Here is a 22725-nt window from a genome sequence, read left to right as displayed (position 1 = left end):
TAGCAGGCCGTTGAAAAAGGCGCTCGCCGCCGACCGGTGACCGTGATTCATTGGCTCCGACGGGATTCGGAGATGGTGCGTGCGCGGCGGCGACAATCGAACGGGCGAGCTGTTTAGCTACGTTGATCTGGAGGCGCGGGTGCGGCGTGATCATCCGCTGCGATCGATCCGGAGGATTGTGAACGAGGCGCTGTCGGCGCTGGAGCGCGAGTTTGCCGCGCTCTATTCGCCGATTGGGCGGCCGTCGATCCCGCCGGAGAAGCTGCTGCGGGCGATGCTGTTGCAGGCGTTTTGTTCGATCCGCTCCGAGCGGCTTCTGATGGAGCGGCTGGAATACGACCTGCTGTTCCGCTGGTTCGTCGGAATCGGCGTCGACGATGCGGCCTGGGACCATTCGGTGTTCTCGCAAAACCGCGACCGGCTGCTGGAAGGCGACATCGCGGCCAAGTTCCTCACGGCGGTGCTGGCGCAGCCCAGGGTGAAGAAGCTTCTATCGAGCGATCACTTCTCGGTCGATGGCACGCTGATCGAGGCCTGGGCCTCGATCAAGAGCGTCAGGCCGAAGGACGGCTCTGGCGAGCCGCCGGCCCAAGGGGGCGGCCGCAAATGCCGAGGCGGACTTCCATGGCCAGAAACGCTCGAACGACACCCATGCTTCGACGACCGATCCCGATGCCAGGCTCTACCGCAAGGGCAAAGGCAAGGAGACGAAGCTGTGCTTCATCGGGCACGGGTTGATGGAGAACCGCCACGGCCTGCTCGTCGACGCCTGCCTGACGCTGGCGGACGGGCATGCCGAACGGGTGGCCGCGCTGCACATGATTGAGCCTCGTGCCGACCGGCCGACAGCGATCACGCTTGGCGCCGACAAAGCCTACGATGCAGAAGACTTCGTCAATGAGCTGCGCTCGATGAACGTGACGCCGCATGTTGCACAGAACACCAGCGGCCGTAGCTCTGCGATTGATGGGCGAACGACCCGTCACGGCGGCTATGCCGTCAGCCAGCGCATCCGCAAGCGGATCGAGGAGGCATTCGGCTGGATCAAGACGGTCGCCGGGCAAGAGAAGACCAGCTTTCGTGGCCGTGATCGCGTCGCATGGGCCTTTACCTTCGCTGCTACCGCCTACAATTTGGTGCGACTGCCCAAGCTGATCGCGGAGACCGGCTGATGGCCAAGGTGCCCGGCTTCGCCAAGGCCTTTGTCGGCCGCTGGCGCATCGTCGAGATGGACGTCTGGGACAACGACTTTCTCGACCTCGTCGAGCAGGCGCATCTCACCTTCCAGGGCAAGTCCGATGGCGAAATCGCCTTTGGGGCTCTCAAGGGCTTCCTGGACGTGCGCTACGGCACCCGAGACGGATCGGCCTGCGCCGAGTTCTCATGGGAAGGGCACGACGAGAATGATCCGTCCTGTGGTCGCGGATGGGCTATGATCGGCACTGCGGGCCGGCTCGTCGGCCACTTCTACATCCACAATGGCGACGATTCAGCCTTCGTTTGCGAACGCGGCTGAGTTCTTCAACAGCCTGCTAGATCAGATCACGCGATGGTATAACTAGGACCGACTCTCGTCGATAGCAGCAGGCGGACCAGAGCAGAGTCCGATCTCGCGGTCGTCGATATGCGCGACGCACTCACCCCGTGTAGGTTGGGCAGCGCTCGCGAAGAGTGCCTCGCACGCGGCGAGTTCTACGATCCGCCCCAAGTACATGACCGCAACGCGATGACCGATATGCTCCACGACTTTAAGGTCATGTGAGATGAAAACGAAAGCTATACCCATATCCTGCTGAAGATCGTAGATTTTCCTATATTTTCAATGGCAGGGTCCGCTGACCAGCGACGGTTTCACGACCTCATCGAAAGAGGGAAGGAAAGCAAACAGGCCACCGCCGATGATGCCCGGCCGAGCCAGCGGCAGCCTCACTCTCGTAAAGGTTCTAAGCGGGTTGGCCCGCATGCTCTTCGCCGCCAGCTCCCCGCCGGTCGAAATTTGCCAGAGTTGTTGAGACGATCACGACGACATAGGCGGTTGCACCGACACTATGCGACTGTGCGTCAGGGCGAGGCCGGTTTTCGTCCCCATGAGTCCAAGTTTGAGCAATCCGAGATAGGCGGCAATGCCGACAACGATGCTTGGAACGGTGATCGGAGCTGGCGGTCAGCTTGGGCAGCGCGCTAGCATCGTGCCGTTGGCGAGTTCAAAGGGAGCGCTTGACAACAAACCGCAATATAAAAGGCCCGAAAATGACAGGCAGTTTGGCGGGCGATTAACGATAGTGTCCCTCCTCAACGGACCACGGTTCCAACTCAGCTCTTTTGCTGCGCGATAAAGGCCCGATTCATGCCCCCCCGCTGTAACTCGATCGGCCGGAACAATGATTGCGTAATTGGAGCGGTGGCTGCTCCGGCCGGCGATCTCAACTATAGCCGTCTGCGCTTGCTGCGCCTTCCATCTCGAGAGCGGGTATTTTGCGGTGCCGCGTTATGGATTCATATGCGTAGGCGTACGCCAACAGTTCGGCCTCACTCCACATTCTGCCCACGAAGATCAAACTGAAAGGTGACCCCGACGCATAGTAGCCCGCAGGAACGGTGATCCCTGGAAGGCCAGCAATGTTGATCTGGTCGACCGTCGAGGCAAGAATGCGCTCCTTCCCGTGCAGCGGCGGTAGTTCCTGAAGCATCTGGGGAAAGACGCAGGCGTCGAGGTGATGGCGCGCAAAGACTTCCTCGAATATCGTGAGACACTCCATCTTGAGAGCAATGAACTCACTGACATTCGGCGGTTGCGACGGGTTTGCCAGGATCGCCGCGAACTGCGGTAGATTGTTCACGTAGTTCAGCACGCCCTCCGGCCCGAACGGGTTTTCTTTCTTAGTCGCTTTGGCGAACTCCGCAAATGTCTTTAGCGCGGCCTTAGGGCCCAGCCGGCCAAGGTATTTGTCAAGGTCGTAAGGAACAGACTCGAGGCCATGCGCGTCGATGTTCGCAAAGGGAGAAGTCGGCTTGCAGAGGTCCGCGAAACCCGAGCCGGAAAAGGGATCCTCAATCAAAACTGCGCCAAGTCCTTCGAGCTCTTGTTTTGCTCTATCGTAAAGTTGCTGTGCCTCAGTTGAAAGAGATCGTTTGCGCCATCCGCTCCCGTAAAGAGCAAGCCGTTTGCCCTTGAGTGCGTCCACTCTAAGTTTAGAGATGTAACCTTCCCTTGGCTTCTTCCCGACACCCGCGAGAGTTTTGGGATCCTCTGATGTGTAGCCGGCAAGCACATCGAGGCAGATTGCAGCGTCACGCACACATCGTGCAAGGGGACCGACAACATCCCGATTTGCTGACAGGGGAAAAACACCGGCGTTGGACACCAACCCGACAGTGGGTTTGATGCCGACGAGGTCCTGCGCCGCAGCAGGATTCTGAATTGAGCCGCCGGTCTCTTCGGCCAAGCCGAGCACAACCATACCCGAGGCAACTGCAGACGCGGTGCCCGAGCTGCTGCCACCGGGCGCACGGTCGGGCACCACGACATTTCGTGTCGGCCCTGCCCAGCTGTTGTTGGCATGAGTACCACTGCTACTGAGAATGGGAACGTTTGTCTTCCCAATGATCACGGCCCCGGCTTCCCGCAGGCGGGCCACCACCGGCGCATCATGCTCCGGGAGGAGGTCAGCGCCCCCCGTTTTGCTGTACAGCAGTGACCATCCGGCCGTCGTGGGAAAGCCAGCAATATCGATAGTATCTTTAACGACAACCGGAATGCCCGCCAGTGGACCAAGGTGCTCCCCGGCGGTCCGGCGCCTATCGATTTCTTTTGCCTCGTCGACCGCGGAGGGATTCAGAAAGATGATCGCGTTGTATTTCGTGTTGTATCGCTCCACCCTACCCAGGCTAGCTTCAATCAGTGACTGAGCGGTGTATGCTCTGCTTGCGAAGCCAGCCTGAACGTCTTCGACAGTGAGGCGTGCAAGATCCGGCGATTTCCGGCCGGTTGGTTCGTTAGGGATAGTGGCAGGTTGACTCATCGGCTGCTCCTTTGTTGCTCTGGTCCGTGACTTTGGTTTCGGTGAGTCTCGACCACAGTCAAGTAATGCCCTCCCTCGATGTGCTTGGGCATGGCAATCTCCTCAACGGGGCTTGAGGTAGGAGGCCGATGGCCTCGGCTCCGGGCTCAGGTTCTGAAAGCATGACCGCGCCAAGCGGGTCAGACGAGCCGACAGCATTTATCTGGGACAACTAGTAGGCAGCAGGGGGATCCTGTTTCGAGCAATATCGGCCGTTGCACAGCAGTAATTCTGCTCGCAAGCCCAGCGGGACGCGTTTCTACGCGAATCAGGTTGATGCCGCGCTCTTGAGGAAGATCAACGGTTGCGTTCAAGCTCGTATCGAAGCTCCATTTAAGCGGCCGGACAGCAAGGCAGCTCCGCTCTGCGGAGCCTTGGACTTCTCGAAATTGCCCCTTACTTGCACGCACGTCCAACTGCGTGAGATGCGAAACAAGTTCCGACTCGTCGAATTAGCAAAACGCGGGAAATCAGTCCCCGCGTGGGGTTTTGCCTTACCACCCCGCGGGTTGATGTTACTTCAGGAGCGCGGTCTCAGAGGCGTAATCACGGACTCAAGTTAATTCTCGCGATGCTCCAGTCCACGTGCAATCAATCGCGAAAGCCTCAAGTTCAGAGCTCGAAGCCGGCGGCGATCAGGCAAGCAGCAGCCAACAGTAGGAAATTAGACAGTTGATGCCTATCCCGCGCGGGCCACAGCTCCAAAATCAGTTCAGTCCCATACCGCACGAGGAACGCCCGCCAAACTGCAGGACGTTCAATCTCCCGTTCGCGCGCGCAAGGTGGAGGCGATTGGTAAAGTGAAGCCAGCTTTCACCCGATCCAGAACAATCATGGTTTCAAAGCGCTTTATGTCGGGATGTTCGCTTACAAGGCGTGGGGTTAAGCCCTCATAGTCCTCCAGATCATCCGCTGTAACTAGCAGCACGAAGTCGGCCTGGCCGGTAACGTAGAACGCACTCATCACGTCGGGCATCTTGTGCATCGCCTGCTTGAATCGATCAACGATATCGGCTCGACCGCGCTCGAAGGTAATAAGCACCAACGCGGTCACATTCCTTCCGATCGCCTTTGGAAAAGTGACTGAAACATCTGCTTCTATTACACCCTCCGATCGTAGGCGCTTCAATCGACGCTGAACTGCGGATGCAGACAGGCCGACCCCGGCGCCGAGTTCTTCGCTGCTCAGGCGATTGTTACGCTGCACGATATCAAGGAGCCGAGCATCGATGCTGTCGAGTTCAGTGCCTGAGCTGGGCCCATCAGAGCGCGGCTGCCTAGTCCAGCCATGCAGCTTTCCGTTGAGCTGACCTGCCATTTCCATTTTTCCTCCCCTCAGCATTTATTTGAATGTGCGGCTTCGTGGGAAAGGGTGATCCACGAAGCGGTTAGCAAGTTTGCTGTACGAGAAGGCGCCCGATGCTCGGAATTGCCATCGTCTCTCGACCTTTCGGCGTCAAAGGCGCATTCTTGTGAACATTCATCTGATCACTCCTTTGGAGCACTGAAGCTTCGCAAGCTCAGCCTCCTTGGTTCAGTCCAGATATGGCCAACCCTCCTTAGACCAAAACTATTCCGCGCCAAGAGGCGAAGAAACACCGCGCCGGCGGCAGGCGGCCTCGATCGTATTTCTAAGCAGGCACGCGATGGTCATCGGACCCACTCCGCCCGGGACAGGTGTCAGCGCGCCGGCGACGCTGCGCGCACCTTCGAAATCCACATCACCGACCAATTCCTGCTTGCCGTCGCGTTCGATGCGATTGATGCCGACGTCGATGACGATTGCACCAGGTTTGATCCAATCGCCACGAATGAACCCCGACCGTCCGACCGCAGCAACCAGAATGTCCGCACCACGACAGACCAAAGGAAGATCCTCGGTCCTGGAGTGCGCTATGGTAACCGTACAGTTGTCTCGCAACAGGAGTTGTGCCAGCGGCTTCCCGACTATGTTTGAACGGCCGACGATAACTGCGGAAAGCCCGGCAAGATCCTTACGGACTCCCTTGATCAAAAGCATACACCCGAGTGGCGTGCACGCGACCAAAGCGGGTGCGCCGAGCGACAGGTTGCCGACATTAATTGGATGGAAACCGTCCACGTCCTTTGCCGGATCGATTGCGGCAGTCACTTTCTGGGCATCAATGTGAGAGGGTAGCGGCAGTTGAACGAGAATGCCGTCAACGTCTTCGGCCGCGTTCAGGCGCTTGATCAATGCCAGAAGATCGCTTTCGCTGGTCGAGGCGGGCAACTCGTGATGAAACGAGCGCAGTCCCGCTTCGACCGACCTGCGCACCTTATTGCGAACGTAAACCGAGCTTGCAGGATCATCGCCAACAAGCACAACGGCAAGACCAGGGGTCGCCCCCCGCTCCACGAGAGTTTCGACGGCGCCGCGCAAATCATGGTGAAGCTGCCTCGCCGCGACAAGACCGTTGATCAACACTGCGCTCATGTCCCGTTTGCCCGAATCGGGATACTCATCGAAAGACCACCGTGCGATCGCCGTTCAACAGGACCCGGTTTTCCGTGTGAAACTTGACGGCTCGAGTCAATACTGCGGCCTCTACATCTCGTCCGACCGCCGAGAGTTCCTCGGGCGTGAGTGAGTGATCAACGCGTAAGACGTCTTGCTCGATGATCGGCCCCTCATCCAGGTCCGCCGTGACATAGTGGGCTGTCGCGCCGATCAACTTGACACCCCTTAACTGGGCTTGATGATACGGGCGCGCTCCCTTGAAGCTTGGCAGGAAAGAGTGATGGATGTTGATGACCCGTCCGGACATCTTCTGACAGAGCCCATCGGACAAAACCTGCATGTATCGAGCCAAGACAATCAAATCGATGCGTTCCTGCTCGACCCGCTCCATTAGCTTTGCTTCCTGGGCCAGCTTTGTCTCGGCGGTGATCGGTAGATGATGGAAGGGAATGTCGTAGGAGGCCGCGAGGCGATGGAAGTCGTTATGATTCGAACCGATCAACGGAATCTCAACATCGAGCATTCCCGTGGAATATTTAAACAAAAGGTCGTTTAGGCAGTGTCCGGCGCGGGAGACCATAATCATGACCCGTGGCTTCGAGCCGGAATCATGCAATTGCCAAGCCATGTCAAACGACTTTCCGACTTCCGAAAACTCCGACCGCAAGCGTGAGATTGCAATGTTATCCAGCGCGTCGAAGGAAATGCGCATGAACAGTTTTCCGGCGCCGCGATCGGAGAATTGAGCACTGTCTCGGATATTGCATCCATGAGTGGCGAGGAAGCCAGAGACCGCGTGAAAAATGCCGATCCGATCCGGACAGGAAAACGTCAAGACGAAGTTGGGACGATTGATTCGTTTCTTCGATGAGACAGGCGAACTCTGTCCTGCATGGGCGCTGACGAATACGTTGCTGTTTCCAGACATGACACCTACCGATCAGGAAGCCGCCGCGGACACGGCCACTTCGATGTCCTTCACCCGATTGCTGGCGGGATCATAGAACGCGCGCAGCGAAGCACGGGCGGGCACACGCACGCCCGCGACCTCGACCTCCAATTTGCCACCCTGCAAATAGGCAGCATCCACTCCTCCGCCCTCGGGGTTCTCGACATAACCCAAACCAAGAGAGGCTCCGATGCTGTGACCGTACATGCCGGACGTGACGCGCCCTACGAGCCGACCATCGTGCCAAATCGGTTCGTTGTGGTAGAGAAGCAGCGTGGGATCCTCTAGCGCAATGTGGACCATCTTGCGCTTGGGCCCGGCTTCCTTCTGACGCAGCAAGGCGTCGCGCCCAATAAATCCTTGCGGCTTCGACCAAGCGACGGCGAAGCCGAGCCCGGCCTCGAGTGGGGTATCTTCATCGGTGATGTCGTGGCCCCAGTGCCGGTAGCCCTTCTCCATCCGCAATGAATTCATCGCGTGGTAGCCGGCGAGGCGCATGCCGAATGAAGCCCCCTCTTCGAGAAGAAGGTCGAATACTCCCTGGACGAACTCGGTCGGAACGTACAATTCCCATCCCAGTTCTCCGACATAGGTAATGCGGCTTGCCCGCACCTTGGCATAACCAAGATCAATGACCTTCGAAGTCGCGAATGGAAATGCACCGTTCGACAGATCGGCATCCGTCAGCTTGCTCAAAAAACTCCTCGACTTCGGACCCATCACGCCGAGGACCGAGTAGGCCGAACTGACGTCGACGGCCAGCGCCCGTGCACCTTCCGGAATGTTGCGCTTCAACCAGGCCAAGTCCCTGACCTGCGTGGCGACGCCGGTTACGATGAGGAAGCGCTTTTCGCCTTCGCGGGTGATCGTCAGATCCGCCTCGATGCCACCGCGCTCATTGAGCCACTGAGTGTAGACGATGCGCCCGACCGGAACAGAGACGTTATTCGCACAGATCCGATTGAGAATGTGCTCGGCGTCCTCGCCCTCGAACACGAACTTGGCGAAGGAGGATTGGTCGAATAGCCCGACACTCTCGCGCACGGCGAGATGCTCCTCCGCGGAATAGTCGAACCAATTTTGCCGGCCGAAACTATATTCGTACTCGGCCTCACGCCCTTTTGGCGCATACCAGTTGGGTCGTTCGAAGCCCGCGATCTCACCGAAGCAGGCCCCCCGCGAGAGCAGGCGATCGTGGAGTGCGGAACGTCGGACACCTCTCGCTGTCTCCGGCTGCCGGAACGGCCAGTGCATCGCATACAACAAGCCAAGCGATTCGACCGTTCGATCCCGGAGATAACGACGGTTCGATTGGAACGGCATCACGCGTCGTATATCGACGTCCCACAGGTCCATCGGCGGGTAACCATCGACGATCCAATCGGCAAGCACCTTGCCCGCTCCACCCGCGGAACGTATGCCAATGGAATTGAAGCCCGCCGCCACGAACAGATTTCGTACCTCCGGCGTCTCGCCAAGCATATAGCGATTGTCCGGAGTAAAACTCTCCGGCCCGTTGAAGAACAACTGGATTCCCGCCTTCGCCAGCATCGGAACGCGACGGATCGCCCCCTCAAGCAGCGGCTCGATGTGATTGAGATCGTCCGGCAGCGTATCGAACTCGAAACTCTCGGGTATCCCCTCCATCCCCCAAGGCTTCGCAACGGGCTCGAACCAGCCGACCAGCAGCTTGCCGGCATCTTCCTTGAAATACGTGCAAGCATCGGCATCACGCAGCACGGGAAGGTGCCGCTTGATCTCGGGCAGCGGCTCGGTGACAATATAGAAGTGTTCGGCCGCGTGAAGCGGCACGGTTGTACCCGCGCTTGCACCGAGGTCCCGCGCCCACATGCCCGCGCAATTGACCACAAACTCGGCGGCGATGTCGCCGTCCTTGGTGCGAACACCGACCGCGCGGCCATCTTCGATCACGATCTCGGTTACAGCAGTGCCCTCAAATATCTTCGCCCCACGAAGCTTGGCGCCCCTCGCCAGCGCATGCGTCGTGTCCACCGGATTGGTCTGACCATCCTTGGGAAGATGAACCGCACCCACAAGATCTTCGGCTGCCATTGACGGCCAAAGATCGCTCGCCTCCTTCGCCGTGAGGACGTTTACTTCCAACCCAAAACAACGAGCCATTGACGCTCCGCGCTTCAACTCCTCGAAGCGCTCCTGATGGGTCGCAATTGCCAACGACCCGATCTGGCGATAGCCAGTGCTTTGACCCGACTCTCGTTCGAGCTGCCCATAGAGCTCAGTCGTATATTGGGCCAACCGCGTCAGATTGTGAGTTGCCCCGAGCTGACCAACCAAACCGGCGGCATGCCATGTCGTTCCGGAGGTGAGTTGCTTACGTTCAAGCAGGACGACATCGGTCCAACCGCGAAGAGTCAGATGGTAGGCCAGACTGCAACCCATGATACCGCCGCCAACAATGACGACTTGAGCCGACTTTGGAAGATCCGTCATACCTAAGCTCCAACGACCATGTGTGAAATTATTTATCATTTTTTCACAGATGTGAATAGCCTTTCATGCTTATAAGTGTTTTTTCCAAAGTTGTCACATATAAAAAATCGGCCTGTTTAGCGCTCGTGTTACACAGGTCCAACGATTAAGCCGTGATTGACTGTCGAAAGTGGGTGTTTGACTAGGTTGCAGGGGCGGCTGGTCGTGACAGCAACGCGCCCGCCTTGAGGGACGAGAAACGATGGCGATTAGATCGATACGCGCAGCTGATGAATGGGCCGCCTCTGAAGCGAAAGAAGGCTTGGATCTGGAGGCCGCCGTCGGCGGACAGATTCGCGAGCTACGAAAGATCAAGAAGCTCACCCTGGCACAGCTTGCCCAAGCCGCCGACATTTCGGTCGGCTACTTGAGTCAGCTCGAACGTAACCAATCGAAGCTGCCGATCGGGGTATTGAAAAAGCTGAGCGACGTTCTCGGCGTGCATATGAACTGGTTCTTCAACGGCAACATGCAGGCGACGGCCGACGAACGGGACGTCGTCGTTCGCAAGGCGCACCGCCGCCGATTGACCTTCACCGGCCTCGGCATCGCCGAGGAGCTACTCTCTCCCAATCTCGCTGGCCCGCTAGAACTACTCATGAGTACAATTGAGCCGGGGGCCGACAGCGGGGAATACAGCCATGATGGCAACGAAGCGGGAGTCCTAATCGCTGGACAACTGGACCTGTGGGTCGACGGGAAGCTGTTTCAGCTCGAGGAAGGAGACAGCTTCTCCTTTAGCAGCACCTCGCAACATCGCTGCGCGAACCCTGGGACGGTGCCTGCTAAAGTCGTGTGGGTGATCACTCCTCCGCACTACTAGCACTGCCCACCATCCGCAAGCGAGACTCACCCAAGAGTCGCTTAAAGCGGAATGCGACACACGCCCTCCCCTCCTGGCGCGCTTTAGGTAGTTGCGACAGCGATCGTCTCCTTGGTTGATCGCGACGGGTGCAGGCCCCCTCGAAATCCTTGAGCGCACTCCGCATGAATGACCCGGCGTCACTCAACCGTTTCCTGGTTGATGATGAGGCCCTATTGCTTTGGCTTACAAAGTGGCCCAGGCCGTTTCGGCGGCGCGCCGAGCAAAATCATGCTTATGAAATTCTTATCTAAATATTCACGTTGACAGAATTGTTACGCTACTTTATTCATACGATCGTTTCGTCGTTGCGAGTTTCAGTGGTGATCCAACCACGCGCACTTCGTACAGGAAAGTGTGGTGGGCGACGGACGAGCGTAACCGTTGCCGCAGGCTCCGAGGATATGCCGCGATGTTGCATTTCGCCCGGGAGCAACGATTGCCGGTTACGATCGTGTCCGGCTTTCTGGGTGCGGGTAAGACAACTCTTCTGAACAACATACTGCAGCAAACGAGACAGCGGCTCGCTGTTCTCGTCAACGATTTTGCCGCGCTCAACATCGATGTGAGACTCGTTGCATCGCGGAGCGACTCCATCATTTCTCTTACAAATGGATGTGTGTGCTGCAGCATCAAGGATGATCTCTTAAGTTCAATTCTGTCTATCGCGTCTTCAGAACCGAGGTTCGACGGCGTTTTGCTCGAGACGAGTGGCGTGTCGAATCCGATGGCTATCGCCGATGCATTTATGCAGCCGTCGGTGTCTCGCCGACTAAAGGTTGATCGTACGATTTGCGTTGTCGATGCCGAGAACTTTCCGGGCCTCAACTTCGAAAACACTGAGTTGGCGATCGATCAGGCCGCGGTCGCGGACTATGTGTTACTCAACAAGACTGACCTGGTGACGCCGGCAGTCGTCGACGAAGTTATCACGACGCTGCGCGGCGCGTTGCCCATGATGAGAATCATAAGAACGCGCGATGCCGTCCTTCCGGCGTTCATGTTGCTCTCTGATAGAGACGTTGAGGCGCCGCACCAGCTTCGTTCGAGTCGGAAAACATTTCGCTGCGATCAAACCGAAAGCCCATGCCGCGATCGAGCCTGTGCCGTCTGCGGCGGCAGTTACACGACTCATGATCACTCCGGCATGTTTGAGAGCTGGTCCTGGTCAGGACATGTCGGCAGCCGAGCCAACTTCGCTGCGATCGTAAAGGCTCTGCCTGCCTCGATCCTGCGCGGGAAGGGCATCGTTCGATTTTCGGATTTGACCGATCAGAGTGGCGTTTTCCAGCTGATCGGCAAGCGCTCGACGATCGATCTACGCCTTTCATCCTCGGGCGATCAGAGAAGCGAGCTCGTATTCATAGGAATGCGCGGCGAACTGCCAACCGGCAGACTCACGGAAATGTTTGAACGGAAAGCCAACGGCGCTTGACGCCCGGAAGCAGGTAGGAGCAGCACAGATGGGTGCAGACACGATTTTTCACGGCGGGCCGATCGTCACGATGAATGGCGACCAGATGCAAGTTGAAGCGGTCGCGATATCAAAGGGAAAAATACTCGCGGTTGGATCTTGGGAAGCCGTAAGCAGCTACCGCGATTCCGAAACCAGCATGGTCGATCTCGCCGGGCGCACGATGTTACCCGGTTTCGTCGAAGCACATGGCCATCCTCTGCTTAGCGCCCTGTGTTGGGGCGATCCGGTGGTCGATATTCGCTCGGTGCACACGCCTACTTACGAGGCGGCTCTCGCCAAGATCAGAAGAAGGGTTAGGAAGGCAAAGGAGGGAGATTTCCTCTGGTTCCTGGGCCTTGACGCCCAGCTCCACGTGGGCGCCAGAGAGCCTAGCAAGGCAGAGCTCGACGAACTCTCACCGACGATTCCAATCGCCGTGCAGGTGTCGAACATGCACGGAATTTTTCTCAATACGGCGGCCCTCAAGGCACTTAATATTACACGAGCGACCCCCGTCGTTCCTGGTGGGCATGTTCGTTACGACGAGAATGGTGAACCATGGAAATTTGAGGAGCGCTCGCGCGACTACATCGTCGAGAGTTTCTATGCGATCTGTGGCGAGCGGCGGGGTATCGACTCGTTACGGGATTGGCTGTGGAAGTTCTCAAAGTCTGGATATACAACCAGCTCGGAAATGGGACTGACGCCAATGACCAGTGTCTTCTACAAGAAGACTCTGGAGCGGGAGCAAATGCCCATTCGGGTCTTTTGCTATCAGAGAGCCGTTCCCGAAGGAATCGAGACGATTCCCTTTGAGGGAGGAAACGATCGGTTCGCGATGGCCGGCATCAAGATGTGGGGTGATGGGTCCGTCCTCATGGGGAACGTGTGGTTGACGAAGCCATACCTCAACAACGAAATCACCCTTACGAGCATGGGTCTTCCGCGCGATAGCGTCGGTCATATGAACTACAAGCCCGAAGAGCTGAAGCGAATAATAAGGGCTTACGCGGCCCGCGGGCATCAAATGTCGGTCCATACGCATGGGGATCGCACGATCGATGCGGTTCTGGATGCGTACGAGGTGGCGCTCAATGAGTTTCCAGAAGCAAAGCGTCCGTTTCGGCTCGAGCATTGCGGAACGTTGCGCGAAGACCAAATAGAGCGCTGCAACAAGCTGGGCGTCGTCTGCAGCTTCTTCTTGCCTTACCTGTATTACTGGGGCGAAGCACTCCGCGACGCCCTCCTTGGACCGGAAGCGGCCGCGAAGTTTGTGCCAGCCGGGAGCGCCGTCCGAATGGGGATGCGGAGTTCCCTCCACTGCGATCCGCCAATGACTTGGCCGCACGCGCTCCTTTGCCTACATCTAGCGACCACCCGTCGAAGCCGCGCCGGAAACGTCATTGGCCCGGATCAGATCATGGACATCGACTCGGCCCTCCGCTCAGTGACAATCGACGCCGCCTTCCACCTCAGGAAGCACAACGAAATCGGGAGCATTGAGGTCGGCAAATATGCAGATTTCGTGCTCCTCGATAAGAACCCACGTACCGTCGATCCCGAGCACGTGCTCGATCTCAAGGTCCTCGGCACGTATGTCGAGGGAGAACGAATTTGGGAGTGCTCGGTCCATGAAGCGACGACCGGACGCGAGGCGGCATAGGGCGGGCGAGCCAAGTCTCAAGAAGGGGTATCCGCTCATCGGGACTCCGTGGGCGCCGTTGGTCGTCATTTCGTCGGTAACTGCGAGTCCTGAACCGGTGCCGCCAAGTAAGTGCCTCGTGTGATGGAGCTGAGCATGCACGCCAACGCCGCGACGACGCCGAAGACGCGAGGCTTCATCAAGCGGGTAAGAGGTCAGTTGCTGACTTGGCGGCCGAGCTCGCAGTGGGCGAGACCACGATCCGGCGTTGGTACGGCAGCGGCGTCGTGGCCGACTGGCCGCATGCGCCAAAGCCCCCGCGGACCAGCCTGACCGCGATCGAAGAGTCGCTGGTCCGTGAACTACGGTTATTCCGCGCCGATAGATTGTTCTGCACCGATCTTCCATGTGGTTTGGCCCCAACGCGCGAGAGCCGTAGGTGTTTCCGATATTTTCTACCGGATGAGGCCGCCCGTCAGGCGGCAATCGCGTCCGTGCTTTGCCGAATCTGAAGATTTCCATTGCGGAGTTTGCCGCCACAACACCGTCGGATCGGCTCTTCCGCCGATTCCTGTCTCCAGCATTCGCGCACGCGGTGCACTGCGCCCATCAAGGCTACGGTCCAACGCAATCGGTCGACGTCAAGGCGCCTTCGCTCTCGTATCGCACCCCGCCGACCATCGATCAGCGCCCGAGCTCGTTCCTTGCCCAGATGTGGCAACCCCCGCGGTCGATCAATTCCAGCGCCAGACGTGGCGACCCGGCTGCAATCCAGCGCTGATGGATGAACTTCGCCCAAAAACCCTGCGGTCCGAATGTATCTTGCCTTGTCCGCCCGCTCGCTATGCCCGAGCGAGGGAAACGGGCCAATGATGGATTTCCGGTGGGGCTGGACCCGTGGAGCGGGATCGTCAGGAATTCGGAAAGGGGAAACTGAGGTATGGCGCAGAAGTTCGTGATCGCGATGATGATGCACGAGACGAACACGGTCTCGCCGCCGCCCAAGCCAATCGAGGCCATTTTGCGCGTGGTACTCCTGTGATCGGCGGCGACGACCTGGCGCGGGTCACCGAGGCGGCGAGGACTGGCCCGAAAGCGGCCATTCTGCCGATCATCGACGAGATCGCCCAACGTGTACTGGGCCATCGGCTGCTGACCGTGATGCGTCTGCACGCCGCGACCATGGAGCTCGAGCGCCTCTACAGCAGCCACGCCGAGGCCTATCCCGTAGGAGGCAGGAAGTCGAAGCGCGGCCTGCCCTGGACCGAGCATGTGCTGGTGCGAGGCGAGGTGTTCATCGGAAGCCACCCGCACGACCTTGAATGGGCCTTCGATGACCATGCGAAACTGGCGGGTCTCGGGCTGGGCTCCGTGATCAATACGCCGATCCTGTTCGACGGACGCTGCCTGGGCGCCCTGAACCTTCTGCACGAGCCCGGCCGCTATCACCCCGGCGACGAGGCGGTCACAAAGCCGCTCGCCTATGTCCTGACCCCACTGCTGCTCGCCGCATGACCACGCTCGTCGCAACCCTCCCCGGTCCGAGGCCCGACTCGTTCACCGCCGGCATTCTGGCGGCTCTCTGCGGCTCCAAGAAGAGCCTGTCGCCCGGTGTGCCGATCGCAGGCGCGCTCTTTCCATCCGCGGAGGTCGGCGGGATGATCCTGCTCGTGATCTTCCACCAGATCCAGCTCGCCGTCCGCGCCGTGCTGGCTCGGCGCCGCGCGGCTCGCGCGACGACAATCGAAGGCGAGGTCGCGCCATGAGTATCGATTCCCTGTCGGGGCTTGGCACGGTCCACCGACTGGCCTCGATGCGTCCAACCATCGCCGGGACGAGCCATGTTGTCTCCGCGGGCCACTATCTCGCGGCGCAGTCCGCGCTGCAGATAATCGAAAGCGGCGGCAACGCGATCGACGCTGGCGTGGCCGCGGGCCTTGTGTTGGGCGTCGTGCAGAGCGAGCTTGTTAACGTCGCCGGCGTCGCGCCGATCATTCTCTACCTGGCCGAACGCGACGAGGTAATCACCATCAGCGGCCTGGGCTGCTGGCCTCGCGCCCTCGATCCAGATCTTTTCATGCGCGAGCACGGCGGCGCGATCCCGGAGGGGGTCCTGCGGACTGTCGTTCCAGCCGCGCCGGACGCCTGGATCACGGCCCTGGCTCTCTACGGCACCATGAGCTTCTCGGAGGTGGCGCAAAGCGCCATCGGTTTCGCGCGTGATGGCTTCGTCATGTATCCGCTGATGGCGGAGCTGCTGCACACCTACGCCGACAGCTATGCGAGATGGCCCAGCTCCGCGGCGATCTATCTGCCGGGGGGACGTCCGCCCGAGGTTGGTGATCTGTTCGTCCAGTCCGATCTTGGCCGCACTCTGCAGTACATGGCCGACTGCGAGACGGCGGCGCGAGGCCGCAGCCGTGTCGAAGGCCTGAAGGCCGCTCGGGACGCCTTCTATCGGGGCGACATCGCGCGAACGATCGTAGCTTTCCACGAGGAGAATGGCGGCTTGCTGTCGATGCGGGACCTGGCGGACTTCCACGTCGGCATAGAGCCGGCGGTCAGCGCCAAGTTCCGCGGATCGACGATGTACGCCTGCGGCCCCTGGTGCCAAGGCCCGGCGCTGCTGCAGATGCTGACGATGCTGGCCGGCGTCGACCTGGCTAGTCTGGGGCACAACAGCAGCGCCTACGTTCACACCCTGGTCGAGACCATCAAGCTGTCCTTCGCCGACCGGCATCGCTACTTCGGCGACCCGCGCTTCACCGATGTTCCTTTGGGCTCGCTGCTCGACCCGGCGTACGCCGCCAGCCGGCGGGAGCTCATCGACCCGCACCGGGCTTGGCCTGACCTGCCACCGGCTGGCGAGCTGGGTGGCGGTGCGAGGATCGACGGCGGCGTCCTCGCGGCCCCCAAGCTCGCCGCGCTCGACACTTCCTACCTCGCGGTTATCGACCGTCGGGGCAACGTGTTCTCCGCCACTCCTAGCGACGTTTCGTACGACACACCGGTGGTCACCGGAACCGGGCTGTGCCCGTCTTCCAGGGGCAGCCAGTCGTGGGCCGACCCGCGGCACCCTTCAGGCGTAGCGCCCGGCAAGCGGCCGCGCCTGACGCCCGCGCCGTTCCTTGCCCGAGCGGCGGATGGCGCCTTCACCGCCATGGGGACCCCGGGCGGCGATGTGCAACTGCAGGCCCTGCTCCAAGTCTGGCTGAACCTAGAAGTCTTCGGAATGCCGCCGCAAGCCGCGGTCGAGGCGGCTCGGTTCGCGAGCTACAGTTTTCCAGACTCGTTCGAACCGCACGCTGCGCATCCGGGCCGCCTCAACATTGAAGGACGCCTGGGCCCGCAACAGATTTCCGATCTTCGTATGCTGGGTCACGACGTTACGGTCTGGCCGGACTGGGCGTGGCGCGCGGGGGCGGTATGCGTCGCCCGCCAACGGCCCGAGGGAACGCTCGAAGCCGCCGCGGATCCCCGTCGCCCGGCCTATGCGCTTGGCCGATAGGAAGGTCACGGATGCATCGCCATTCCCTCGGATCACTTCTCACCGTGACCGAGGAGGCCGTCGACGCCTCCATGATCCTATTGAGCGAGAACGGATACCTGTTTGGCTGCAGTGAGGCGGTGTTGGTGGCCGACCTCGGCGGAGATCAGCTCAGCCGTGCGCCTCACACCTTTTACCACGCGTGAGAACGAGCAACGACCGTACGCGCCCATCCTAGCCAGGGCAATGCTAGTACAGTCTGCTTGCGGGATGGCACACCGACTGCGACGCGGCGCCCCTCCAAAGTGTTTCCCGTCGCGGGCGACGCTGACGTGGCTGGCGATGCATTCAGCACCATGGTTCCCGCGCACGAGAGGGTGAGTCGATCAGGGGATGCGCCAGTCTTTGACTCGACTGACAAAAACAGCAGAGCGGATCAAGGGTCCTATTGTCACATCCGATGAAGCGCACAATAGGTACCTCGTTCAAGTCCCGGGCGGCGACGTTCAGCTAACTCCGGCCAATCCGTTAGCTGCGTACCAAAAGAGTGTACTGGTGGTTGTCCCGAGCGGTGCCAATACGAACCGCAAAAAAGACTATTGAGGCGGCTCTTTCTAAGCACGCCGGTAGGACCGGTACCATTATCGGCTAGAGTGTTTCGCGAGATTCCTCGTCATCACGAATCTCTCTCGATCCGGGCCATCCGCACCGAGCCGATGCACCTTATCCTTGTGCTTTGATTGCCATCTGACGCCGCCTCCTCCAATAAGCGGGTGGCAATCTGGCGAAGCCGTTCGATGCATCCGCCTCTGCGTCCGACCATTTCAGTCCGATACGAACGAGGCCCTCTCGGCCTTCACGGATCCGGAGATGAACCGATGCACCTCTTGGACCCGGCGTGTCTCGTGCGTATCGGGATGAGAGGTGATCCAATAGTTGCGCACAAACCGGACCTCGGGCAGCAAGCGCTGCAGTTCCGGATACCGTTGCGCAGCATAGTCGTGGAGGATTCCTATGCCATGGCCGGCGCGAACCGCTTCCATTTGCGCGACCACGCTACCGCATTCGTATCGACGTGACATGAGCCGACCAAGAACGGAAGCATAATCCAAGGCGCGGCTGTAAGTCATGTCCTCGATATGCGTCACGAACAAACGGCCGGCGAGTTCATCCTGGCTCGTGATCGGGCCCTCGCGCCCAAGGTATTGCTCCGCCGCATAGACGCTGAGTGTGTAGTCGGTTAGCTTCGACAGGATTAGTCGCCCCTGTTTGGGGCGATCCAACGTAATAACGATGTCGGCCTCTCGCCGCGACAGCGAAAATGTTCGTGGTAACGGCACCAATTGAACAACGAGCCTCGAATGTTTCGCGGCGAGCATACCGAGCCTATCTGCAAGGAAATAGTTGCCAAGGCCGTCGGGTGCACCGACGCGTACGGTACCTGCGAGTGTTTGGCTGGCACCGTCGACGCTGGAGCCTACTCTGAGAAATTCGCTCTCCGCGCGCTCCGCTGCCGCGACCAGCGACTCGCCCGCTGCGGTCAGAATGCACCCGGACGTATGTCGTTCGAGCAGCTTGGCGTTCAAGCTTCGCTCAAGGGCACTAAGCTGCCGCGCTACCGTCGCATGATTCAATCGAAGATTCTTCGAGGCCTTCAGGATTTGTCCTGCTCGCGCGACCTCAAGAAATATCCGAACCCGTTCCCAATCCATTGACTACAGTTTCTGCACAACGGAGCCGCACATTCGCTCGTTGATGCACAATCGTATGCGCTGCATACCAACGGCAATCAAGCTCTGTTTGCAGGGAAATGCTCAATGCCGACGAAGATTCCGAATTTCATTAATGGCGAGCTGGTGCAAGGCCGCGGCACCCGTACCGCGGCCATATACGACCCCGCGACGGGCGAACAGTCGGGGACGCTTGGATTGGGTTCGGCCCAAGACGTCCGTGCGGCGGCGACTGCGGCGCGAAAGGCATTTCCGGCCTGGGCGAGTACCCCTCCGTTGCGCCGAGCCCGAATTCTCAATCGCTTCCTGCGAATTCTAGAGGATCGAATCGACGAACTCGCCCAAGTAATTACGAGCGAGCACGGCAAGGTGCTCTCGGACGCAAAGGGGGAGATTCAGCGCGGCATGGAAGTCGTGGAGTTTGCCACCGGCGCACCTCAGCTTCTCAAGGGAGACGTAACCGAGAACGTCGGAGGTCGCGTCGACAGTTACTCTCTACGTCAACCGCTCGGCGTTGTTGCGGGGATTACACCATTCAATTTTCCGGCGATGGTACCGATGTGGATGTTTCCGGTCGCCCTCGCGTGCGGCAACACTTTCATTCTCAAGCCGTCCGAACGCGATCCATCCGCCTCGCTCATACTGGCGAAGTGGCTGAAGGAGGCCGGATTGCCCGATGGCGTTTTCAACGTCGTTCATGGAGACAAGCAAGCGGTCGACGCCATCTTGTCCGACGCCAACATAGTGGCCGTGAGCTTTGTCGGGTCCACTCCGATTGCCCGCTACATCCACGAAATGGCCACTCGAAACGGAAAGCGCTGTCAGGCGCTTGGCGGCGCCAAGAACCACATGATCATCATGCCGGACGCCGACATGGATCAGGCGGTTGACGCCCTGATGGGCGCAGCCTACGGTGCGGCGGGCGAGCGTTGCATGGCGATTTCGGTCGTGGTCCCGATCGGAGACGCGACAGCCGACCGGCTGATCGAAAAACTTGCGCCCAAGGTTCGCGCTCTGAAGATCGGCCCGGGAACGGATCCCGATGCCGAGATGGGGCCGCTTGTGACCAAGCAGCATCTGGACAAGGTCCGTGGCTATATCGACATCGGTGTAGACGAGGGAGCAAACCTGATAGTCGATGGGCGGGACTTCCGGCGCCAGGGTTACGAGAAGGGATATTTCATCGGTGGGACGCTGTTCGACTACGTCACGACCGATATGAAGATCTACAAGGAGGAGATCTTCGGACCGGTGCTCGCCGTCGCACGCGCCAAATCATACGACGAGGCCGCCGAGATGATCAATGCGCACGAGTTCGGCAACGGCACCGCCATCTTCACGAGGGACGGAGGTGGGGCGCGCGAATTTGCGCATCAAATTCAAGTCGGGATGATTGGCATCAACGTACCGATCCCGGTTCCGATGGCATTCCACTCATTCGGCGGGTGGAAGGCGTCCCTGTTTGGTGATCACAACATGCATGGACCCGAGGGGATACGGTTCTACACTAAATTAAAGACGATCACGACACGGTGGCCTACTGGCATTCGCTCCGGAGCTGAGTTCGTGATGCCGACGATGAGTTGACGCCGAAGTGCACGGATCGTCGATCTTCGGTAACGGGCTCAGCGGCTCGCGGCTTCGCGATGCAATTTCCGAGCGTTGGAGCCGCGATGGTGGGTGTCGGGAACGCCTCAGGATATCGATAAATTCGTGCACTAAAGCATGTGGCATTAGCTTCGATAGCCTGAGTTTTTGAGGTAGTTGGCACATTCCTCGGAGGTGAAGACCGGCCGTGGGGAACCTTCGCGTGAAGTCTGTGGCCGCGCGGCGCCCATCCCCGCAATGGCGCCATATCGGTCCTGGTCCAAGTCGCGTCGATGAAGACCAGCCGCTCAGCCTCGACGCGATCTTGATACTTTGTCCACTGGGCTCGCCGCCGCGCGACCTCGGGTCGATCGCGTTCGCCAGCCGCCACGCTTTTTTGAAGCTGAGCTTCTCGGCATGCACGAAGTCCCATACCGAGTGGTAGTCGACCTTCAGGCCACGACCGGCAAGCTCAGCAACGAGGCCACGTATGGTGAAATCGCCGTCCTTCATCCGCTGCGACAGCCAGACGGCGTGGTCTCCAGAAACCGCCTTCGGCTTGTGACCGCCCATTTGACCAGGCTCAACGCTGCCGGTCTCTTCGACCCGCTGCATCCAACCGATGGCCGTGCTGATCGCTACTCCAAACTGCTTGGCCGCCTGATTGCGGGACATCCCGCCCTCGATCGCAGCCACGACACGCTTGCGAAGATCAAGAGAGTACGGCTTGCCCATCGATACTGGCCTCCGTCCAGCCAGTACGGTGAATCAGAAACCGATTGGAATCCCAAATCGATTCAGACTAAACCCATCCCGCTTTAGGCGTTCCGATGTCTCCATCGCCGGCGCGGCCCACGGCAGTCCGCTTCTCGTTCTTTCCAGCGCCATTGCAAAGAAAATGCACAGTTCATGGCGCGGCTAGAGCAGATAACGACGGCCACCTCAGCGGTGAGATCGAACGGCCATTTTCATTGTTGTCGCCTTCCCTGATTCCGCCTGCTCCGTCATTGCCAGAAGCGCAAGCGACGAGGCAATCCAGACTGTCTCGCAGAAAAGATGCTGGATTGCTTCGCGTCGCTCGCGACCCGGGCTCATCGCTTCCGCCTTCGCTCTTTGAGCTTCGGCGGACAAGTCGCGATACCCGGGAAGACGACCAGTATCAGATCAACCCACCCGCATCCGCGACGCGGCGCTGGTGGTAGTCGGTGTCGCCGAGGGTGTTCTCGATCATGGTGAGGCGCTTGAAGTAGTGGCCGATCTTCCCCTCCATGGTCATGCCGATGCCGCCGTGGAGCTGGATCGACTGCTGGCCGACGAATTTGGCCGACTTGCCGATCTGCACCTTGGCCGCGGCGATGGCGTTGCTGCGCTCCCTGGCGTCCTCGAAATCACCAGCCATGGTCGCGAACATCGACATCGAACGGGCCTGCTCGGTGACGACGAACATGTCGGAGGCGCGGTGCTGCAGCGCCTGGAACGAGCCGATCGCGACGCCGAACTGCTTTCGCATCTTGATGTACTCGACCGTGGTCTTGAGCGACCCGTCCATCAGACCGACCGCCTCGGCGCAGAGCGCGACGCGGGCTTCGTCCACGACGCGCTCGATCAGCGCGAGGCTGTCGTCCGGATTGCCGATCGCCGCGTCGCTGCCGACCTCGACACCGGTAAAGGTGATATCGGCGGCGTGCAGGCCCTCCTGGGTCGGGTAGGACTTCTTGGTGACGCCCTTGGCGTTCGCGGGAACGAGGAACACGCCGATGCCGGTCTTGTCGCGGCGGTCGCCCTTGGTGCGGGCGGTGACGACGAGCGTGTCGGCGTTCTCGCCGTTGAGCACGACGAATTTTTCGCCGTCGATGATCCAGCCGTCGCCCTTCTTCTTCGCCGTCGTGGTGACGTCGAACAGATCGTAGCGCGAGTTCTTCTCGAGCTGGGCGAACGCCAGCGTCTTGCTGCCGTCGATG

16 protein-coding genes and 3 pseudogenes are annotated in these 22725 nt (G+C 59.6%); 10 read left to right on the top strand and 9 right to left on the bottom strand.

Features of this window, described 5'->3' with window-relative positions:
• The first annotated feature begins 79 nt into the window (after nucleotides 1–79).
• Together IVB12_RS00675 and IVB12_RS00670 are read left to right on the top strand one after the other, a co-directional pair.
• Nucleotides 80–1172, top strand: a pseudogene (locus tag IVB12_RS00675) (IS5 family transposase).
• A complete protein-coding gene (locus IVB12_RS00670) occupies nucleotides 1172–1516 on the top strand; it encodes a hypothetical protein (protein WP_247294623.1) in 345 nt (114 codons plus the stop codon). Before IVB12_RS00675 ends, IVB12_RS00670 begins: the two are co-directional and overlap by 1 nt.
• Before the next feature lie 147 nt (nucleotides 1517–1663).
• Here IVB12_RS00670 and IVB12_RS00665 read toward each other — a convergent pair.
• The 6 genes and pseudogenes from IVB12_RS00665 to IVB12_RS00640 form a co-directional block, all read right to left on the bottom strand.
• Nucleotides 1664–1807 (bottom strand): annotated as a pseudogene (locus IVB12_RS00665) (oligopeptide ABC transporter ATP-binding protein); the annotation flags it as partial.
• Nucleotides 1808–2423: 616 nt separating this feature from the next.
• Nucleotides 2424–4022, bottom strand: a complete 1599-nt coding sequence (locus IVB12_RS00660) for an amidase (RefSeq protein WP_247294621.1) — start codon at nucleotides 4020–4022, stop codon at nucleotides 2424–2426.
• Between the two features lie 796 nt (nucleotides 4023–4818).
• Nucleotides 4819–5385, bottom strand: a complete 567-nt coding sequence (locus IVB12_RS00655; protein WP_247294617.1) for an Lrp/AsnC family transcriptional regulator — start codon at nucleotides 5383–5385, stop codon at nucleotides 4819–4821.
• A 246-nt stretch (nucleotides 5386–5631) separates the two neighbouring features.
• Nucleotides 5632–6516: a bifunctional methylenetetrahydrofolate dehydrogenase/methenyltetrahydrofolate cyclohydrolase FolD gene (gene folD / locus IVB12_RS00650; RefSeq protein ID WP_247294616.1), complete on the bottom strand. Its 885-nt coding sequence runs from the start codon at nucleotides 6514–6516 to the stop codon at nucleotides 5632–5634.
• Between the two features lie 25 nt (nucleotides 6517–6541).
• Nucleotides 6542–7396, bottom strand: a complete 855-nt coding sequence (gene purU / locus IVB12_RS00645; RefSeq protein WP_247294645.1) for a formyltetrahydrofolate deformylase — start codon at nucleotides 7394–7396, stop codon at nucleotides 6542–6544.
• Between the two features lie 84 nt (nucleotides 7397–7480).
• Entirely contained in the window at nucleotides 7481–9961 is a 2481-nt protein-coding gene (locus IVB12_RS00640; protein WP_247294615.1) for an FAD-dependent oxidoreductase, read from the bottom strand.
• Nucleotides 9962–10202: 241 nt separating this feature from the next.
• Between IVB12_RS00640 and IVB12_RS00635 the strand changes: the two genes are divergently transcribed.
• The 7 genes from IVB12_RS00635 to IVB12_RS00605 all read left to right on the top strand — a co-directional run bounded on the left by IVB12_RS00635 (nucleotide 10203) and on the right by IVB12_RS00605 (nucleotide 17653).
• A complete protein-coding gene (locus tag IVB12_RS00635; protein ID WP_247294614.1) occupies nucleotides 10203–10823 on the top strand; it encodes an XRE family transcriptional regulator in 621 nt (206 codons plus the stop codon).
• 451 nt (nucleotides 10824–11274) lie between these two features.
• Complete coding sequence (locus tag IVB12_RS00630; protein ID WP_247294613.1) at nucleotides 11275–12297, top strand: CobW family GTP-binding protein; 1023 nt, start codon at nucleotides 11275–11277, stop codon at nucleotides 12295–12297.
• A gap of 28 nt (nucleotides 12298–12325) precedes the next feature.
• Nucleotides 12326–13981, top strand: a complete 1656-nt coding sequence (locus IVB12_RS00625; protein WP_247294612.1) for an amidohydrolase — start codon at nucleotides 12326–12328, stop codon at nucleotides 13979–13981.
• A 1017-nt stretch (nucleotides 13982–14998) separates the two neighbouring features.
• Entirely contained in the window at nucleotides 14999–15475 is a 477-nt protein-coding gene (locus tag IVB12_RS00620; RefSeq protein ID WP_247294611.1) for a GAF domain-containing protein, read from the top strand.
• The gene (locus IVB12_RS00615; protein WP_247294610.1) at nucleotides 15472–15726 is read left to right on the top strand and encodes a bile acid:sodium symporter; all 255 of its coding nucleotides are present in this window, start codon (nucleotides 15472–15474) and stop codon (nucleotides 15724–15726) included. The genes IVB12_RS00620 and IVB12_RS00615 overlap by 4 nt, the downstream gene beginning before the upstream one ends.
• Nucleotides 15723–17468 carry a gamma-glutamyltransferase gene (locus IVB12_RS00610; RefSeq protein ID WP_247294608.1) on the top strand — a complete coding sequence of 582 codons (1746 nt, stop codon included), beginning with the start codon at nucleotides 15723–15725 and terminating at the stop codon, nucleotides 17466–17468. The genes IVB12_RS00615 and IVB12_RS00610 overlap by 4 nt, the downstream gene beginning before the upstream one ends.
• A gap of 11 nt (nucleotides 17469–17479) precedes the next feature.
• Nucleotides 17480–17653 carry a hypothetical protein gene (locus tag IVB12_RS00605; protein WP_247294605.1) on the top strand — a complete coding sequence of 58 codons (174 nt, stop codon included), beginning with the start codon at nucleotides 17480–17482 and terminating at the stop codon, nucleotides 17651–17653.
• 618 nt (nucleotides 17654–18271) lie between these two features.
• On the opposite strand, the gene IVB12_RS00600 is transcribed toward IVB12_RS00605, so the two are convergent.
• Complete coding sequence (locus IVB12_RS00600) at nucleotides 18272–19159, bottom strand: LysR family transcriptional regulator (protein WP_247294603.1); 888 nt, start codon at nucleotides 19157–19159, stop codon at nucleotides 18272–18274.
• Nucleotides 19160–19264: 105 nt separating this feature from the next.
• Between IVB12_RS00600 and IVB12_RS00595 the strand changes: the two genes are divergently transcribed.
• Complete coding sequence (locus tag IVB12_RS00595) at nucleotides 19265–20764, top strand: CoA-acylating methylmalonate-semialdehyde dehydrogenase (RefSeq protein ID WP_247294601.1); 1500 nt, start codon at nucleotides 19265–19267, stop codon at nucleotides 20762–20764.
• 205 nt (nucleotides 20765–20969) lie between these two features.
• On the opposite strand, the pseudogene IVB12_RS00590 reads toward IVB12_RS00595, so the two are convergent.
• Both IVB12_RS00590 and IVB12_RS00585 read right to left on the bottom strand, forming a co-directional pair.
• Nucleotides 20970–21499, bottom strand: a pseudogene (locus tag IVB12_RS00590) (transposase); the annotation flags it as partial.
• 424 nt (nucleotides 21500–21923) lie between these two features.
• Nucleotides 21924–22725, bottom strand: an 802-nt coding sequence (locus IVB12_RS00585; RefSeq protein WP_247294598.1) for an acyl-CoA dehydrogenase family protein, incomplete at its 5' end; no start/stop codon positions are given.

This window comes from Bradyrhizobium sp. 179 (genome assembly GCF_023073535.1).
GTDB lineage: Bacteria > Pseudomonadota > Alphaproteobacteria > Rhizobiales > Xanthobacteraceae > Bradyrhizobium.
The sequence above is the reverse complement of the archived record's forward strand: the minus strand, read 5'-3'. Positions and strand labels throughout refer to the sequence as shown.

Excerpts from the sequence above, each read along its gene's own strand:
- IVB12_RS00660 (WP_247294621.1), bottom strand. The coding sequence starts at position 4,022 with ATGAGTCAACCTGCCACTATCCCTAACGAACCAACCGGCCGGAAATCG.
- IVB12_RS00625 (WP_247294612.1), top strand. The coding sequence starts at position 12,326 with ATGGGTGCAGACACGATTTTTCACGGCGGGCCGATCGTCACGATGAAT.
- IVB12_RS00655 (WP_247294617.1), bottom strand. The coding sequence starts at position 5,385 with ATGGAAATGGCAGGTCAGCTCAACGGAAAGCTGCATGGCTGGACTAGG.
- IVB12_RS00610 (WP_247294608.1), top strand. The coding sequence starts at position 15,723 with ATGAGTATCGATTCCCTGTCGGGGCTTGGCACGGTCCACCGACTGGCC.
- IVB12_RS00595 (WP_247294601.1), top strand. The coding sequence starts at position 19,265 with ATGCCGACGAAGATTCCGAATTTCATTAATGGCGAGCTGGTGCAAGGC.
- IVB12_RS00615 (WP_247294610.1), top strand. The coding sequence starts at position 15,472 with ATGACCACGCTCGTCGCAACCCTCCCCGGTCCGAGGCCCGACTCGTTC.
- IVB12_RS00600 (WP_247294603.1), bottom strand. The coding sequence starts at position 19,159 with ATGGATTGGGAACGGGTTCGGATATTTCTTGAGGTCGCGCGAGCAGGA.
- IVB12_RS00635 (WP_247294614.1), top strand. The coding sequence starts at position 10,203 with ATGGCGATTAGATCGATACGCGCAGCTGATGAATGGGCCGCCTCTGAA.
- IVB12_RS00605 (WP_247294605.1), top strand. The coding sequence starts at position 17,480 with ATGCATCGCCATTCCCTCGGATCACTTCTCACCGTGACCGAGGAGGCC.
- folD (WP_247294616.1), bottom strand. The coding sequence starts at position 6,516 with ATGAGCGCAGTGTTGATCAACGGTCTTGTCGCGGCGAGGCAGCTTCAC.
- IVB12_RS00630 (WP_247294613.1), top strand. The coding sequence starts at position 11,275 with ATGTTGCATTTCGCCCGGGAGCAACGATTGCCGGTTACGATCGTGTCC.
- IVB12_RS00670 (WP_247294623.1), top strand. The coding sequence starts at position 1,172 with ATGGCCAAGGTGCCCGGCTTCGCCAAGGCCTTTGTCGGCCGCTGGCGC.
- IVB12_RS00640 (WP_247294615.1), bottom strand. The coding sequence starts at position 9,961 with ATGACGGATCTTCCAAAGTCGGCTCAAGTCGTCATTGTTGGCGGCGGT.